General features: G+C 53.1%; 12 protein-coding genes and 1 tRNA gene. 9 read left to right on the top strand and 4 right to left on the bottom strand.

Annotation, left to right across the window (positions count from 1 at the left end; translation table 11 throughout):
* Position 1: 1 nt before the first annotated feature.
* Positions 2-2,200 (top strand): potassium-transporting ATPase subunit KdpB, encoded by a 2,199-nt coding sequence (gene kdpB, locus VMJ32_14935; protein HTQ40318.1) that lies wholly within the window; start codon positions 2-4, stop codon positions 2,198-2,200.
* A gap of 69 nt (positions 2,201-2,269) precedes the next feature.
* Positions 2,270-3,301, top strand: a complete 1,032-nt coding sequence (locus VMJ32_14930; GenBank protein HTQ40317.1) for a potassium-transporting ATPase subunit C — start codon at positions 2,270-2,272, stop codon at positions 3,299-3,301.
* Between the two features lie 187 nt (positions 3,302-3,488).
* Here VMJ32_14930 and VMJ32_14925 read toward each other — a convergent pair whose 3' ends face one another.
* Positions 3,489-3,731, bottom strand: a complete 243-nt coding sequence (locus VMJ32_14925; GenBank protein HTQ40316.1) for a hypothetical protein — start codon at positions 3,729-3,731, stop codon at positions 3,489-3,491.
* A 172-nt stretch (positions 3,732-3,903) separates the two neighbouring features.
* Between VMJ32_14925 and VMJ32_14920 the strand changes: the two genes are divergently transcribed.
* Positions 3,904-3,985, top strand: a tRNA-Ser gene (locus tag VMJ32_14920).
* Between the two features lie 220 nt (positions 3,986-4,205).
* On the opposite strand, the gene VMJ32_14915 is transcribed toward VMJ32_14920, so the two are convergent.
* The 3 genes from VMJ32_14915 to VMJ32_14905 all read right to left on the bottom strand — a co-directional run bounded on the left by VMJ32_14915 (position 4,206) and on the right by VMJ32_14905 (position 6,768).
* The gene (locus tag VMJ32_14915) at positions 4,206-5,360 is read right to left on the bottom strand and encodes a tyrosine-type recombinase/integrase (GenBank protein ID HTQ40315.1); all 1,155 of its coding nucleotides are present in this window, start codon (positions 5,358-5,360) and stop codon (positions 4,206-4,208) included.
* Between the two features lie 3 nt (positions 5,361-5,363).
* Entirely contained in the window at positions 5,364-5,651 is a 288-nt protein-coding gene (locus VMJ32_14910) for a helix-turn-helix domain-containing protein (GenBank protein ID HTQ40314.1), read from the bottom strand.
* A 91-nt stretch (positions 5,652-5,742) separates the two neighbouring features.
* Positions 5,743-6,768 (bottom strand): hypothetical protein, encoded by a 1,026-nt coding sequence (locus tag VMJ32_14905; GenBank protein ID HTQ40313.1) that lies wholly within the window; start codon positions 6,766-6,768, stop codon positions 5,743-5,745.
* 460 nt (positions 6,769-7,228) lie between these two features.
* Between VMJ32_14905 and cas3u the strand changes: the two genes are divergently transcribed.
* The 6 genes from cas3u (at position 7,229) to cas1 (ending at position 15,986) form a co-directional block, all read left to right on the top strand.
* The gene (gene cas3u / locus VMJ32_14900; GenBank protein ID HTQ40312.1) at positions 7,229-9,961 is read left to right on the top strand and encodes a type I-U CRISPR-associated helicase/endonuclease Cas3; all 2,733 of its coding nucleotides are present in this window, start codon (positions 7,229-7,231) and stop codon (positions 9,959-9,961) included.
* Positions 9,958-10,827: a type I-U CRISPR-associated protein Cas8c gene (cas8c, locus tag VMJ32_14895; protein HTQ40311.1), complete on the top strand. Its 870-nt coding sequence runs from the start codon at positions 9,958-9,960 to the stop codon at positions 10,825-10,827. The genes cas3u and cas8c overlap by 4 nt, the downstream gene beginning before the upstream one ends.
* Positions 10,820-11,929 (top strand): type I-U CRISPR-associated RAMP protein Csb1/Cas7u, encoded by a 1,110-nt coding sequence (cas7u, locus tag VMJ32_14890; GenBank protein HTQ40310.1) that lies wholly within the window; start codon positions 10,820-10,822, stop codon positions 11,927-11,929. The genes cas8c and cas7u overlap by 8 nt, the downstream gene beginning before the upstream one ends.
* Positions 11,926-13,515, top strand: coding sequence for a type I-U CRISPR-associated protein Csb2 (csb2, locus tag VMJ32_14885; GenBank protein ID HTQ40309.1), 1,590 nt, complete (start codon positions 11,926-11,928; stop codon positions 13,513-13,515). The genes cas7u and csb2 overlap by 4 nt, the downstream gene beginning before the upstream one ends.
* 317 nt (positions 13,516-13,832) lie before the next feature.
* Complete coding sequence (gene cas2 / locus VMJ32_14880) at positions 13,833-14,123, top strand: CRISPR-associated endonuclease Cas2 (protein ID HTQ40308.1); 291 nt, start codon at positions 13,833-13,835, stop codon at positions 14,121-14,123.
* Between the two features lie 81 nt (positions 14,124-14,204).
* Entirely contained in the window at positions 14,205-15,986 is a 1,782-nt protein-coding gene (gene cas1 / locus VMJ32_14875) for a CRISPR-associated endonuclease Cas1 (GenBank protein HTQ40307.1), read from the top strand.
* Positions 15,987-16,234 lie beyond the last annotated feature (248 nt).

Raw genomic sequence — 16,234 nt, 5'->3', positions numbered from 1 at the left:
AATGGATCAGCTCTCAACGCTTGAACAGCTTTCGAGCACGGCCAGATATTCGCAGCAGACGCCTGCTACAAACGAGAATTCACCAGAACAAAACAAACTTGCCCGTCGGCAAAGCCGGAGAGCAGGTTTGTTCGCGCCGGAGCTGACCAAGGCGGCCTTGAAGCAATCGTTCGTGATGTTGCGGCCCGACATCCAGTGGAAAAATCCGGTAATGTTCGTGGTCGAAGTGGGCACGGTATTGTGCATGATCTTCACCATCCGAGCTCTGCTGGGTTATAGCAGCCAAGCGGGCGTAGGGTATCTCATCGCCCTAGATATTTGGCTATTTTTGACCGTCATATTCGCTAATTTTGCTTCCGCCTTGGCCGAAGCTCGTGGCAAAGCTCAGGCCGATGCCCTGCGAAAAACGCGGCAAGCCACGCCCGCTTTCCGCCTGAAAGCAAATGGCGCCGTCGAGGAAACCGTCTCTACGGCGTTGCAAGCCGGAGATCGAGTGGTCATCGAAGCCGGTCACATTATTCCCGGCGATGGAGAAATTATCGAAGGTGTGGCTTCAGTCGATGAATCGGCCATTACCGGCGAATCAGCGCCGGTCATCCGCGAGGCCGGGGGCGATCGCTCGGGAGTCACCGGCGGCACGCGGGTTTTGTCGGACCGCATCGTCGTACAAATCACGGCTGGCGCTGGCAAATCGTTTTTGGATCGCATGATTGCCCTTGTCGAAGGCGCAATCCGCCAGCGCACACCCAACGAAATTGCACTTTCGCTGGTATTGGCGGCGTTCACTTTGATTTTTTTAATTGTTACCGCAGCCCTTTGGCCCATGGCGCTCAACGCCGAGCTTTACATGAAGGACTTTCTGGGCATTGATCATCCGTTGAAAAGCCTTGGGACTGACGTGCCGACACTCGTCGCGCTATTGGTGTGTTTAATTCCCACGACAATCGGCGCGTTGTTGGCGGCCATCGGCATTGCCGGGATGGACCGAGCCTTGCGAGCAAACATTCTGGCCAAAAGCGGCAAGGCGGTGGAAGTGGCGGGCGATGTCGATACGTTATTGCTGGACAAAACAGGTACGATTACCATCGGCAACCGGAGAGCGACGCGATTTGTTCCGTTCGACGGCTTTAGTGCCACCGAGTTGGGAAGCCTGGCGGCGCAGGCTTCGGCGGCGGACGAGACTCCAGAAGGAAAGAGCATCGTAGAACTGTTTCATCAATTGGAACAGTCGCCGGTGGGCAACGGCTCAGCTCCCCCCGGAGTGCAATTCATAGCGTTTAGCGCCCAGACACGAATGAGCGGTATCGATCTGCCCGATGGTCGACAAATTCGTAAGGGCGCGCCCGATGCCATTCTGCGGCACGTCAAGAAACAAAACAGTTCCGCACCGACCAATACGGATGTCATGGTCGCGGAAGTGGCAAGCAAAGGGGCTACGCCCCTGTTGGTCTGCGACGGAAACCGCATCGCCGGAATGGTGGTATTGGAAGACATTTTAAAGCCAGGCATTTCCGAAAGGTTCGAACGCTTGCGGCGCATGGGACTCAGAACCGTCATGGTCACCGGCGACAATCCGCTAACCGCAGCGGCAATTGCCGCCCAGGCCGGAGTGGACGATTTCGTGGCCGAAGCTACGCCCGAGGCAAAGCTCGAATACATTCGCAAAGAGCAGGCGGGTGGCAAGCTCGTCGCCATGATGGGTGATGGCACCAACGACGCCCCAGCGCTGGCGCAAGCCGACGTGGGCATTGCGATGAATTCCGGCACGCAGGCCGCCAAGGAAGCAGGAAACATGGTGGACTTAGACAGCGATCCCACGAAGCTGATCGAAACCGTCGAAATCGGCAAGCAGTTGTTGATGACCCGCGGAGCGTTGACGACGTTTTCCATCGCTAATGACCTGGCGAAGTATTTCGCTATTATCCCGGCGTTGTTTGCGGCCACGTTGCCGTGGCTCAAGCCGTTCGACATCATGAATTTACACTCGGCCACGTCAGCGATTTTGTCAGCCGTGATTTTTAACGCGATTGTCATTCCGCTTCTCATTCCGATTGCATTAAAGGGAGTTAAATATCGTCCCGTGGGAGCAGATGCCCTGCTGCGTCGCAACCTGTTGATTTGGGGCCTGGGAGGCGTAATCGCGCCCTTTATTGGCATCAAGCTGATCGACCTTGTACTGACGGCTCTTCATATGGTGTAAACGGTCGTCACGTTAAAAAGCTCGGGACTATTAAATATCAAAAAATCAGTTATTTCGGAGATTGAAATTATGTCCGCTCATATTCGTGCCAACTTGTGGCTGTTGTTTCTGACCATTGTCTTATGCTGCATTCTTTATCCGTTGGTCTTGCTGATCATCGGCCAAACGCTGTTCCACGATAAAGCGCAGGGCAGCTTAGTTGTCGATGCCAGTGACAAAGTAATTGGCTCGCGGCTGATCGCTCAACCGTTCACTTCCGACGAATACTTCCAACCGCGCCCGTCGGCGGCCTCGTATAACGGCGCGGCATCCGGCGCTTCGAACTGGGGTGGTAACAACTACCTCTTGCGCGACCGAGTAGCGAAAGCGCTGGGCCCAATTGTGAAATACAACAGCGGAGAGAAGAAAGGACAACCTGTCGCACCTGATATCGAAGCGTGGTTCCAAAAGGATCAGTTCGGCGGCAAGCCGGGGGTCGTTGCGCAATGGGCCGATGCCCACAATACCGTCGCACAAAACTGGGTCGGCACGACGTACGATGACAAAAACCCGACGCCGCAGCAGCAATACGTGCTCGATTGGGAAAAGTCGCATCCGGATATCGTCGCTAAATTCAAGGCGGATAATCCGGATAATGACTCACCGGCACCCGCAGACTTGGCCGTGGTTTTCTTTGAGAATTTCTCCAAGGTGAACCCCGGCAAATTCCTGTCGGTTGTCACGAAACCGGGCCCCGACGGCAAGTCAACGACCAGCGTGGAGCCGGTGTCCGATGGAGCCGATATCCAATCGAACTTCTTTGATATGTGGCTGAGTGAACATCCCGATGCTGAATTGCAAACTGTGCCGGCCGATATGGTGATGGCCTCTGGCTCCGGTCTCGATCCCGACATCACTTTGGATAACGCGCTGTGGCAATTAGATCGCGTCGCGGCCGCCTGGGCCAAGAAAACAAGCACCGACGAAGCCGTCGTACACAAGGAAATCGAAAAGCAATTGCGTGACAGCGCCACGGCTCCTTTAGGCGGAACCGTTGGAGTCCCCTTGGTGAACGTCCTAGAAACTAATTTGGCGCTGCGTGCTCGCTTCGGAGGGAAATAGGCAGTATCCAATTTTCGCCAATAAATTGGTGATTCTTCCCGATGTTTTCCCGGAGTTCCTTGTTTGACCTGCCTTTAGATTCTCTTAGGCTGCACACCTAAGTGATGGGCTCAAGCTGGAACTCCGGGATTTTTCTCTTCCGAACATCATTGCGCATACTGTGTCAATGCACTTCTGAGAATGCCGCCTAATTCGGGGGCGGTTGTTGCGGCTCGGGATTGGAAGCTGCCCCTGTTGCTGCTCCATCGGCAGGCGGAGCAGGCTCTTGGCCTAATGGCAAACCCGTCTTTTTCAAGTGCTGCAAACTATCGTCAAACTGCTTTTCATAAGCGTCGCCGCCACAGCCTATGTTGCTTAACGTAAGTCCTCCGCAGACGATCAGCAACCACAATAAGCGACGCCGTAAATTTCGCTTATTCGAATTACGCATGACAGGTTAACTCCCGACGCTTGAGAACAAATACTCATAGAATGCTGCAATTCTCTGCCTCCCCTGGTGCAACTGTCAACAGAGGAGAATGAAGTATCAGCCGCGTAGCGAAACCCTTTGGCCTTTCTACAACAGCTTTTCGAGCAGCCGGCAATTGATTAGAATTTTCCCCGGAGGGTAAGCGAATGGCTAGCGGTCTGACTCGAAATCAGATGCCGGGAAACCGGTTGCGGGTTCGAATCCCGTGCCCTCCGCTTGAAAAGAACAGCGCGCCGTAACTGCTGACGGTAGATTAATTTCGGGAAGGCAGGTGTTTTCGAGCACCCCCACTGTCCAGGATTTGTCCCGGTTGGTTACTTCACTGTCACGTACGTCGGCACACCGCGCTGCGATGGCGTTGTTCGACACCAGGCAAGTCCGCAGGATTAAACCGAACGCGATTGAAAAAATTGACTTCATAACTAAACCCTCCAATTAGTTGCCGGCATCTGCCGCCGGTTTGCCGTCCCCAAAGGGGACCTTCTTCATAAATTCCTGCGATTCCTCGTCCCAGGGTTGGTAGTACCCATCGCCGGCTGTCGGCCGTCGATCGCCTGCATGATCCTGCCATTTGTCGACGGCATCACGCGGAATACCGGCGTTGACGCAAAATGTTTTGAAAAACGATCGCAGGCTATGGAACGTAAAGCCGCCGTGCTTTTTGCCAGCCGGTATCGTTAATATCTTCAGCAGCTTCTGAAAGCGTTCGTTGATATCCCGCATGTTCAAGTGATGGCCACCTTCGGGATATTGCACGCTCGGCGCTGCGGTAAAGAACCACCTACGCTTTGTCTTCGGCAATGTCTCTAAGATGGCCCGCAATCTCGGGTGAATTGGAACCTTGGTGCTGTTGCCGGTCTTTGTTTCCGCACCTGGCCGGGAGACTATGTAAATCCAATTTCCTTGGAAATCGACGTCGTCGAGCAGCAAGTGCTGAATCTCTCCACTGCGGCGCCCAGTAAAAGCCGCCACAGCAATAATCGACATCAAATCTCGATCAGCAATAGCGAGGATAGCATTGACCTGATCCAAATTGGGACCGCCACGAGGTTCATTTTTGGGGCGACGAAATCGACGGGAAGACAAGGGATTGGCTGCGATCAGTCGTCGATCAGCGCACCATTCGAGAAATGTTTTGAGTATGACCCCCTCATTGTGCATGCTGCGTTCACTTACTATCGGTTTACGGAATGCGCGGTAGCGGTCAATCAGCAAGAGATCAACGTTTGCTATTCGAGCCACCTGGACTGAATTAGAAAACGTTATGAATTTTTTCAATACACCTTTGTACTTTATGATAGTCTTACGCCGGCGGTCCTCGGTTATGAGATACTCGACGAAGTCATCGGCTGCCTGCCGCAGGGTGATTCCTTTTTGGATCGGACGATCTACTGGATTTTGTCCCTGCGCTAGTCGATCGTCCATACGAACTGCGCTATGTCGCGCAATCCGTAGATTCCGCGTTTTAAGCGAGGTTCGCCGATGTTGGCGGTTATACCAATATTCGGCAGTCCAAATTCCTGTTTTGCCGCGGCGATAAATGGTGACATGGTCACCAATCTGAATTCTGTTTTCGTTGTCATTATTCATAATTTAATCCATCCAATCCGGTCCATCAAAGAGAATGTCGAGTGCACGATCCCGCCAGATGAGAATGTGCTTGCCGCGTTTGCGGAATGCTCCGTCCAACCGTCCGGCTGCGATCCATGCATACATGGTTTTGACGCTCAGCCCGAGTAGCTGCGCCAGCTTTTCGGGGCTGAGAATGGGCGGCACTTTATTGCCGAAGGCGCGTTCAAGCTCATCGCGCGAAAGTCGTTTTCTGTTACTGCTCATGCGGCCATTCCCTGCCGAGCCAAGTAAGATTTGTTGCCAAATCATCTGGGCTTCGACGGGAAAAAGCTCGGACCTGAAAACAACAAAATCAGGTCCAACTTTTTGCGACCTTGAGAATTGCCAAGATCGTGCTAGCTTATGCCCGGCTCTTAGCGCTCAGCCACTTGATCGTGGATCGCTTGCCGCGTTGGATTGCAGAAATCGTCCTGCGCAGCTTTTGGACATATGAAAGATTTAACCCGAGAGTCTGCGCAATGGCCTGTTCCATCTGCAGCACAAAGCCGCCCCTCGGCTGCCTATAACGGCTTCTTATAGTCGTTTCCAAGTGGTGCACTTCGAAAAGCTTTCCATAGGCGTCGAAGTGGGGCAATCCTGCGATGGTGCGGTCCAAGCCCAGCTCGCGAGCAATTTGCAACTGCTGCTCACGAATCTCCTCCAACAGCGAGTCATCGCCCGTCAGTGGATAGTGAGTCGGCAAAACAATGTGTAAGCCGTGGCGAGGCATTGCCGGTGAGTCGAGCTTGATTAGAGCAGGGATGAGGGGCCCTTGGGGCTCCGGTAGATCCCACGTTACCATCTTGGTGAGGCTCCAATGAGTTAGGAATTGCTCAAGCTTTGTTTGAAACTCAGCCGCCTCCGCGCCGACTTTTCGAGCTTCGGGTGGCGCGGTCGGCAAACTACAACTGCGAGCTAAAGGGAAACCGGGTTGTTCATCCGAACGCAATGCATTCCAAGTGGACGCGAGTTCGTCACGCTGCTTACCGAAGTCTGGATCGAGGACGAGCCAACCCACATAGCCCTTAAGTCGCCGCCAAATATTCCGAGTCTTGCCCGCCATCGACCTGACGCTTGCTATCTGCTGTGATGTCCAGCCCATGGATTTCATCTTGTTAATCTCAGGCCACTCTTTCATTGGCATCAGGCACGGGTAAACAATAGGCGCTGACCGCCAGACACCAATTGAATCGTGCGCGCCACAGAGCGCGAGAAAGGCACACTCAGCCTCGGCATCAGCGGCTCCCACAAATAGCTTGCGTCGACTCGTTCCTGCCGAGAGAAACTCAATTGCCTTTTTGGGCAAACAGTACAATGGGCCACTGCCGTAAAATGCCGTCCACCAACGTTGATACCGGGCACGAAATTCATCAAGGAGATTGGTCATGGTGAAATCCTATGGACGGATTTGTAGGCACACTCGACAAAACATAACCACTACGATGTGCCGAGCGAGGTGGATTAGTGGAAAAGCTGAGACGGTTTGGTTTTGACGGAATCGGTTTAATTTATCTGACGCAGGGCTCTGGCCTTTGTCAACTTTTCGTGGGGATGTTGTTGGCTATTTCTTGTCGAATCGATGGATTGCATGCGGAAGTGATGTCGAACTATCAATCTGGCCAACACTTCCAAAAACTCTTTGACTGCGTCATGCCGACACTTTCCTTGTTGTTCCTTGGGTGGACACGACCGGAATGTAGTTTTGCCAATTGAAATGAGTAAACTCCTTGAGGAAGTATACGAGTCTTGAGGCAAGTCCAGCGAGTTGCTGACGTGCAAAGGCCGGAAATCGCACTGCTAGACTCTTGTATACCATCGCCATTGCGGTATAGTACCTGTTCTTCTTGATGAGGGGGGTAGTCATCGTGACAAACCGGCAACTTGATTTTGCTGCTTCATTCGAAGCCCTCACCGACAATCCGCCGTTTCCGTGGCAGCGGGTATGGTACGAACATCTGGCGGCCGGCAGGTTTGAGAAAATCAAAACATGCAGTCTCCCAACCGGCCTCGGAAAAACGTCGGTCATTGCTTGTTGGTTAATCGCACTGGCCAACGATACGGAAAACATTGTCCCGCGCCGTTTGGTATATGTGGTGAACCGACGCACGGTGGTCGATCAGGCTACCGACGAGGCAAACAAGCTACGCGACAAGCTCGGCGATAAATCGAACAACAATCGGCAATTGGCAGCCTTGAAAGCCCAACTGCAAAAGCTTTCCGCAACCGCGCTGCAAGCCGACGAGCCCCCCTTGGCCATCAGCACACTGCGCGGGCAATTTGAAGACAACCGCGAGTGGTCTGCCGACCCATCCAAGCCTACCATCATCGTTGGCACCGTGGACATGATCGGCAGCCGCTTGTTATTTAGCGGGTATGGGTGTGGTTTCAAATCGAAGCCGCTGCATGCGGGTTTCCTCGGGCAAGACGTGCTGCTGGTGCATGACGAGGCACACCTGGAAAAGCCCTTTCAGGAGTTGCTAATTGCGATTGAGAATGAGCAACGGAATGAACCATCAGAATTGGGTGAGAAATATCATCTTAAGGTAATTGAACTTTCGGCCACACCGCGCGGTGGCGGCGACGTTTTTAGTTTGACTGAAGAAGACGAAAGAAACGAAGTCATACAAAAGCGTATTCGGGCCAAAAAACTGCTGGTCTCGGTCCCTCTCGAAGTCCGTGAGGAAAAAAAATTGCCCGACCGGCTTGCCGAGTTGGCACTGGTTCATAAAGACAGCAATCGGGCGATTCTAGTATTCGCACGTACTGTCGATACGGTCGAAAAAGTGGCCGAGAAACTCCGAAAGGCGGCCGGGAAAGACTTTGTTGAAACACTAACCGGCACGCTTCGAGGCAAAGAACGAGATGAGTTAGTAAACAAGCCTGTTTTTCTACGCTTCTTAACTAAAGCTGAGCGCGAAAATAAAACCGTCTATCTCGTTTGCACGAGTGCCGGTGAAGTTGGCATCAACATTTCGGCTGACCATTTGGCTTGCGATCTATCCACGTTTGAGAGCATGGCTCAACGTTTGGGCCGCGTAAATCGTTTCGGCGACCGCGACGACACCCGCATTGATATCGTTCACCCAAATGAGTTCGACGATAAAGACGATTTTGAATCACGGTTAAAGGCAACGCTGGAATTGCTTACGCGGTTGAAGGGCAATGGCAGTCCTGCCGCTTTCGGAGAATTGAATTTGAAAGACCGCCTCGCCGCGTTTGCCCCCACAGCGACGATTCTGCCCACGTCGGATATTCTTTTCGATGCCTGGGCAATGACCAGCATCAAGGATAAGCTTCCAGGTCGCCCCGTCGTCGAGCCTTACCTGCACGGCATTAGTGACGATCCGCCACAGACCATAATCGCCTGGCGACAAGAAGTTGAACTGCTCACCCCTGAGGTTCTGGAAAGGAACAAGCTTGAACCGGAAGACATTCTCGATTTATACCCGCTAAAGCCGCACGAAGAACTGAGCGGACCGACTTACGGCAAGAACAAGGTATTCGAGCAGTTTGAAAAGATCGCTGCACGAGATGCAAAACGAGAACCCAACTTGCGCCTCTCTGCCTGGGTCATTGAACCGGATGGTTCCATCGCGATCTATCCCCTCGTCAAACTCGCTGAAAAGGATAAGCAAAACAAACCTCTAATTCCCCTGGGCGGCCGCACGGTCTTACTTCCGCCGCATGCAGGTGGATTTAGTGGCGGACTCCTCCAAGGAGATGAACCCTTCTCAGAAGCAATCGAATACGACGTGTCGGACCAGTGGTACACCGATAAGAAAATGTCTATCCGACGTCGATGGCGCGGCAACGCTGACGATGACGACTTCGAAACGGAAACCGAAAAGATGCGGTTGATTAGATCAATCTACATCCCTGCCCCAGGCGATGACGAGGACACGGGAGGTTGGTCTTGGCTCTGGTTCACGCGTCCTAAATCTGCCGATGACGATGGATCCAAGACAAGCCACGACGCCACAACTTTGGATCATCACACAAACGACGTGGAACAGGAAGCAAAGAGGTTGGCTGACTTACTATTGCGGGATAAGCCGGCGCTGCGCGCGGCACTAATTCTGGCCGCGCGGTTCCATGATTTGGGAAAATGTCGCAGCGTTTGGCAGCGAAGCATTGGCAATGACGATTACCCGAAGAAAAAATATGCCAAGTCTGGTCGTTTGCCCTACGGCGGCCAATTGAAGCCGCGAGAAATTACCGGTTACCGTCACGAATTTGGTTCTCTCGTCGATGTATTGGATCAGCAGCAACAGCATCTCGCCGAGTTGCAGAGGCTGACCGAAGATATGCAAGATTTGGTGTTGCATCTAATTGCCGCCCATCACGGCCGTGGGCGGCCTCACTTTCCATCGAATGGCGATTCGGACGAAGCCTTCGATCCAGAGCCGAAGGGGCAAAACTTAGCCACAATCGCAACCGCAGTGCCGCGGCGGTTTGCCCGTTTGCAGCGCAAATACGGACGGTGGGGCCTGGCATATTTGGAGTCGCTGCTCCGCGCCGCTGACTATGCCGCCAGTGCCAAACCAAGCCCGGAGGGATTCGTGACGGAGGATAAGCAATGAGCGAAGCCATTCGCATCAATGTCGATCCGACTAACCCGGGCCAATTTTTCGCCTGCTGCGGTCTGCTGGAACTGGTCGATCGACTGTGGCCACGCGCGGAAGGATGGTTTGAAAAGGGGGAGTTTTGCATTGAGTGCGAGGGAGCATTATGCAAGGTGCTAGATGCTTTCGTAAGTTGCCGTCTGACAAACACGATGACCGAGGCTCAACATGTTCGATTTAAAGAAATCACCGCGATGAAAGTGAAGGAGCGAAAAAGCACACCCGGAGTTGAAGACGAGGAAAAGACGCTGGGAGCAATGCTTCGCGAGGCATCCATTGTTCTGAAGGCTCCCTTCGATATTACACTCGATTGGTTCACTGACGGCTATGCCGGCGGGAGCCGATTCAAAACTTGGGCAGGCCGGCAATCGGTTCTCGATATCGCTACGTCTATGAAACAAGCTTTGGAAGCTGCCGAATGGCGAACCGAAAAATGCTTGACGTTCTTGGCTAAAGAGTGCGGTCTGCCGTTCAACTTTGATTCCGATCTAGGCGGGCAAGGGGATGCCGTCGATGTTGGCTTTAGTTTCGATCCGCTGGCGGCAAGCGCTCTGACGCGGATCGGAACTTCAGCCCGACCCGCGCTAGAACTGCTCGCATTTGTCGGATTGCAACGATTTCGCCCCGCAGAAATTAAAGGGGAGAATCGGTTCCTATATACGACCTGGAATCAACCACTCCCTATACAAGTCGCAATGCCCGCTGCTTGTGGGGTACTGCCGCTTTCGGGCGCGAAGCGATTTGAGTTCCGCTTGCTGTACCGCACTAAGTACCTAAAGAGTTTTTTGCCCGCTATTTCTTTAACTGGAGGTTCCGATGAGTGACCCTGCTCAGTTCGATCCTTGGCTGACGACTGACAACTTTGCCGCGTTGATCATCCGCGAATTCCTCGAACCTGTCGAAGGACCAGATGGAGTGATATTCCCAGCGACATATGCCGCGGCGGAAGACAAGAAAGTGTTTCCTGGTGGTTACAATATTGATCCGCCCGAGGGTGAGAAAAACGTTTGCCTCATCGATAGCGTTGGTTCGCAAGCGAACCGAATCGAGCCGATGTTCGCCAAACCGGACTATGCTCATCTCATTCCGCAAATTTCTGTGCGGGCAGGCGAAAAGTCCGTGAGTATTTTGGACGCTGGTCATCGGGCTGGAGATGCACTTGTCCGTTGCACACCGCTACAGAAGGAATTGCAGGATGCTTTCAAAGCGGTCCTGAAAGGAAACGCAGAACCACTCGCCAAAATCGCGCCAACTTCGCTGGTTTTCGGCGTCTGGGATTCGCGCGATACCCAGGCAAAACTACCCCGTTTGGTGGCGTCTACAATTCGGGCATTCGATGTCAGACGACTCAAGCGTTCAGCGCAATACAATCCTTCGACCGATTACATTGGTGATAAGCTATTGGAAGACACTGCTGACACAAAGCTGAAAGACGCCTACGCAGAACGCGGCTTCGTTCACGTCCCCGCAACTGGTTCGCACGGTGGCGTCATCGTAACCGGCGAAATCCGTCGGGATGCGATTTTGAGCCTCGCCGCATTACGATTGCTCAACGCTGGCAGCGATACGGGAAAAACACACGCTTTACGCCGATACATCTTCGGCCTGTCGCTCGTCGCATTCACAGCCAATGCTTCCACATATCTTCGGCAGGGGTGCAATCTCGTATCGAGCGAAAAGCCCCGTGTATTCAGCTTGGTGCATTCTGACGGCAAACGTGAAGCCCTGAAAATAACGCTGGCAGATGCGTTGAAATATGCCACTGTGGTAGCCGAGACCTTCGGTGTTGGGGAAAGCAAAGAAGTAACATTTGACCCTAAGCTAGCGGTTATGGACATTAGAGGTGAGAGCGATGTTAAAGGAACACGGAAAAAGTCGGCAAAGAAAGCCGAAGCAACTGCAATGCCGCAGGAGGCTAACGGATGACTTCCGTGCTCTGCGTTATGCTGCGCTTCCTCGACCCCATGCCGAGATTCCACGGTCGGGGCGATGACGGTAGCCCCGAATGGCCGCCGTCGCCACTGCGATTGTTCCAGGCGCTGGTGAGCGCTTCGGCTACACGCTGGCGTGAAAACCAATTCCAAGATTTAGCGTGCCCGGCATTGCAATGGCTTGAAGCGATTCAACCTTCGATTGTGACCCCAAAGATTTCGCCTGAGAGTTTTGGTTATCGCATGTATGTTCCTAACAACTCCGGAGACTTGGTGACAGCAGCGTGGGCTCGCGGAGATACGGAAACGAGTATGGTGAAGTTCCGAGTCGAAAAGGACATTCGTCCAGTCCACCTTTGCGGCGGCGATACGGTTTATTATCTATATCCTTTTGCTAATGACCAAGCGAAGTTACAAATGCACTCTGAAATCCTCAAAACTGCCGCTCGAAGCATTACTCACTTAGGCTGGGGAATTGATATGGTGGCTGGCGATGCAAAAGAAATGCAGTCGGAGCAAATCGACGATCTTCCTGGCGAGCGCTGGGTATTAAGCGCGGGTGGTGGGACGGCTTTGCGCGTGCCAATTGAAGGAACTTTGAATGATTTAATCCAGCGGCACGAGCGATTTTTGCATCGGCTTGATGGAGGCGCATTCAATCCGGTGCCCCCACTGCGTGCATTTCGTGTCGTCGGGTATCGTCGCGCGACCGATCCTTTGATACGGCAATTCGCTGCATTTTCGTTGCTGAAGTCTGACGCAAGCGGCTACTGTGCTTTTGACACTGTTCGGCGAGGAATGACCGTCGCGGGAATGATGCGAAGCGCTACCAAAAGAGCTGCCCGATTATCCGGTTGGAATGAGGAGCAAATAGGTTCCTTTGTGTTAGGTCACGCCGAGAAAGTAGGCGCTGATCACATTCCGGTGAGCAACCGACGATTTGCTTATATTCCTCTGCCCACCATCGAGTTTCGCGGCGTTCGAAATGCATCTGTCGTGGGGAGTGTCCGCCGAGCACTTGTAGCCGTACTGCCAGAGGGCGGTCTTGAGAAAATCGATTGGGCGTGTCGCGCCATTTCCGGCACGGAATTAATTGACAAATACGAGAACCCGCAAGCCATTCTGTCGGTAATTCCGCGGACGGAAAAAATGCTTAAGCATTACCTCGGTCCTGCCTCAGTTTGGTCCACAGTAACACCAGTGGTTCTGCCTGGTTATGACGACCCAAGTCACTGCCGTCGCCGGCTCAGAAGTGTCACAAATTCGCAAGAACAGAAACGTTTGTTGGAAAAACTTGATGAACGAATCGAAAGTTTGTTGCGCAAGGCCCTTCATCAAGCCGGATTTTCGCGACAACTGGCCGCGCAAGCGGAATTGCAATGGCGGCAAGGTGGTTTCCGGCCTGGGGTAGATCTGGCAACACGCTATGGAGTTCCCGATCATCTAAAGCGTTTTTCACGATGGCATGTGAAAATTGTCTGGCGAAACGTCGATGGCCAGATAATTGAAATTCCAGGGCCAATATGTATCGGCGGCGGTCGGTTTTATGGCCTTGGCCTATTTGCCGCTGAGGATCGGTAGTGGGGCTTTTGCCCACCGGAGGATGAGCCGGTTGGATGGTCTTTGGCAACTTGAAATTTCAGCTGAATAAGATCGCGGAAGCATGGCTCCCTGGTTCGACGGTCGGCTCGTTGAGCCCGGGAGCATGGCTTTATTTGTCGGTAGGCAATCTTCCGAGCCGCAGGCATGTTGCTTAGAAATCTGCGAAGATAATTGTTGCAATGGGACATGGTTCAACTACACTAGGGGGGTGTCAACGCGCCAATTCAATGGATGGTCATCCGGAACTTTTTTGGCACGGAAGGTTGATCTCGTGGACATTAGATTTGGTGCCAATCGTGCGCAATACTTATCTAGTTTGCTACGACATTTGCGATGACAAACGCCTGCGCAAGGTTTACAAGGCCATGCGCGATTTTGGCGATCACCTGCAGTACTCGGTTTTCGAATGCCAATTCACGGCCATTGATTTGGCCAAGTGTCGCCACGTGCTTTCAGAGATTATCAAGCACAATGAAGACCAGGTATTGTTCGTGGATCTTGGACCGACGGAAGGGCGCGGGGAACGGGTAATTTCGGCGCTGGGCCAACCGTATTCGCCGATTGGCGCGGCATGTATTGTGGTTTGAAAGCGAACCGATCCAGAAATAGACACAAATTGTAGGGTTAATCCTGCATGGACGCCGACCTCTGTTTAGCAAGGCGCCCTCATGATCAACACGAATGCCACGCCAGATTATCTGCCGGCACGGATGCTTAATGAGTTCGTTTACTGCCCGCGGTTGTTCTATTATGAGTGGGTGGAGGGAGTGTTTGCCCACAATCGTGAAACGGTGGAGGGATCGCTGGGGCACTCGAAAATCGATGGGCAACAGGATGAACTGGCGCCGGCCGATGAGCTTGATCCAGCTGAACGCATTCACTCTCGTTCGGTCACTCTCTCTAGCGACACACACGGATTGATCGCCAAGCTTGACCTAATCGAAGCCGAAGGTGGGACTGTCACGCCGATTGACTACAAGCGCGGCTCTCCACGGCTCAATGCCGATACGGACCTGCCGGAAGTGTGGGACGCCGACCGAGTGCAACTGGCGGCGCAAGCTTTGGTGCTGCGCGACAACGGTTATGATTGCCATGAGGCCATCGTGTACTACGTTGCCACGAAGCAACGAGTGCGCGTGCCGATTGACGATGCCCTGGTCGCTCAGACACTACGATCGCTATCTTATGCCCGGGCGGCTGCTGCTTCCGATCGCATTCCATTGCCGCTGGTCGATAGTCCCAAATGCCCACGATGTTCCTTAGTCGGCATATGCTTGCCCGATGAAACGTGGGCATGTCATGGTGCTGCCACCGAAAACAATCACTCTCCGCAGCAAATGCTATTCGATGCTGGCTCATCGAACTCAATTTTCGCCAATCGCAGCGACGTGGAGCCGCGCCGCATGGTTGCCGCTCGTGACGAATTACGGCCGCTTTATCTAAATAGCCAAGGACTTCATGTTGGCAAATCTGGCAATGTGCTCAAGGTGAAAGAGAAAGACAAAGTGGTGCAGGAAGTTCGCATTGGTGAAACATGCCAAATCAATCTGTTTGGGAACATTCAACTTTCAACACAAGCGCTGCAGGCGTTGTGCGAAAATGAAGTGCCGATTGCCTACTTCTCAATGGGCGGCTGGTTCTATGGAATTACCCAAGGGCTGGGCGTTAAAAATGTTTACCTGCGGCGCGACCAATTCCGATTGGCCGATGAGCCGTCGTTTTGTCTGCGATTGGCTCGGACACTCGTCTCAGGAAAGATTCGCAACCAACGGACGATGTTACAGCGCAATCATGTGGAGCCACCTTCCGGGCCAATTGCATTTCTCAAGTGCATGCAAGAAGATGCCGAACATGCCAAGTCGCTGGAGGAATTATTGGGTATCGAGGGCAGCGCGGCTCGTGCGTACTTCGAGAACTTTTCCGGAATGATCAAAGTGGATGAGGCCGAGGGATCATCCAGCCGAGCAAAAACCGAATTCAGCTTCGACTTTTTGCACCGCAATCGTCGTCCGCCTCGCGATCCTGTGAACGCCTTGCTCTCGCTCGCTTATAGCGTGCTTGCCAAGGATCTGACCATTGTTTGCCAGGGTGTAGGCTTTGATGCGTACCTGGGGTTTTACCATCAGCCGCGGTTTGGTCGCGCCGCGCTTCCACTGGACTTGATGGAGCCGTTTCGGCCATTGATTGCCGATTCCGCAGTGTTGTCGGCCATTAACACGCGGATGGTAACGCCGGGCGACTTTATTCGCACCGGGCAAGCGGTGGCACTGACACCTGCGGGGCGCAAATCATTTTTTCGCGCGTATGAGCAACGTATGGACACCCTGGTCACCCATCCGTTGTTTGGTTATCGTGTGAATTATCGGCGTTTACTAGAAATACAGACTCGTTTGCTGGCTCGACACTTGACCGGTGAGATTAGCTCATACCCGGTATTTGTGACTCGTTGATTGGCCACTGCGCTATTTTTTAGTTCGAATTGGATAGCGAGCGGCGAGGTGTGTTCGAAACGCCGGGACTCGCTCGTGGAACACAAGTTGTGTACATAGAGTGGTTTCGGCAAGCAGAAGGTAGGATATGGCTTCTGATCAGCTATCAGTTGTGCTGACCGCTCGTGGAATCGTCTCTGGCTCTTTGGCAATTCAGAACTTACACCCGCGGGCTTTCCGCGGCTGATCAGCCGCGGCCACATTGAAGC

It is taken from the genome of Pirellulales bacterium, assembly GCA_035499655.1.
GTDB lineage: Bacteria > Planctomycetota > Planctomycetia > Pirellulales > JADZDJ01 > DATJYL01.
The sequence above is the reverse complement of the archived record's forward strand: the minus strand, read 5'-3'. Positions and strand labels throughout refer to the sequence as shown.

Bases quoted from the DNA above. Each gene is read 5' to 3' on its own strand.
- VMJ32_14930 (HTQ40317.1), top strand. From the start codon at position 2,270: ATGTCCGCTCATATTCGTGCCAACTTGTGGCTGTTGTTTCTGACCATT.
- cas3u (HTQ40312.1), top strand. From the start codon at position 7,229: ATGAGGGGGGTAGTCATCGTGACAAACCGGCAACTTGATTTTGCTGCT.
- VMJ32_14925 (HTQ40316.1), bottom strand. From the start codon at position 3,731: ATGCGTAATTCGAATAAGCGAAATTTACGGCGTCGCTTATTGTGGTTG.
- cas1 (HTQ40307.1), top strand. From the start codon at position 14,205: ATGATCAACACGAATGCCACGCCAGATTATCTGCCGGCACGGATGCTT.
- cas7u (HTQ40310.1), top strand. From the start codon at position 10,820: ATGAGTGACCCTGCTCAGTTCGATCCTTGGCTGACGACTGACAACTTT.
- csb2 (HTQ40309.1), top strand. From the start codon at position 11,926: ATGACTTCCGTGCTCTGCGTTATGCTGCGCTTCCTCGACCCCATGCCG.
- VMJ32_14915 (HTQ40315.1), bottom strand. From the start codon at position 5,360: ATGAATAATGACAACGAAAACAGAATTCAGATTGGTGACCATGTCACC.
- VMJ32_14905 (HTQ40313.1), bottom strand. From the start codon at position 6,768: ATGACCAATCTCCTTGATGAATTTCGTGCCCGGTATCAACGTTGGTGG.
- VMJ32_14910 (HTQ40314.1), bottom strand. From the start codon at position 5,651: ATGATTTGGCAACAAATCTTACTTGGCTCGGCAGGGAATGGCCGCATG.
- cas8c (HTQ40311.1), top strand. From the start codon at position 9,958: ATGAGCGAAGCCATTCGCATCAATGTCGATCCGACTAACCCGGGCCAA.
- kdpB (HTQ40318.1), top strand. From the start codon at position 2: ATGGATCAGCTCTCAACGCTTGAACAGCTTTCGAGCACGGCCAGATAT.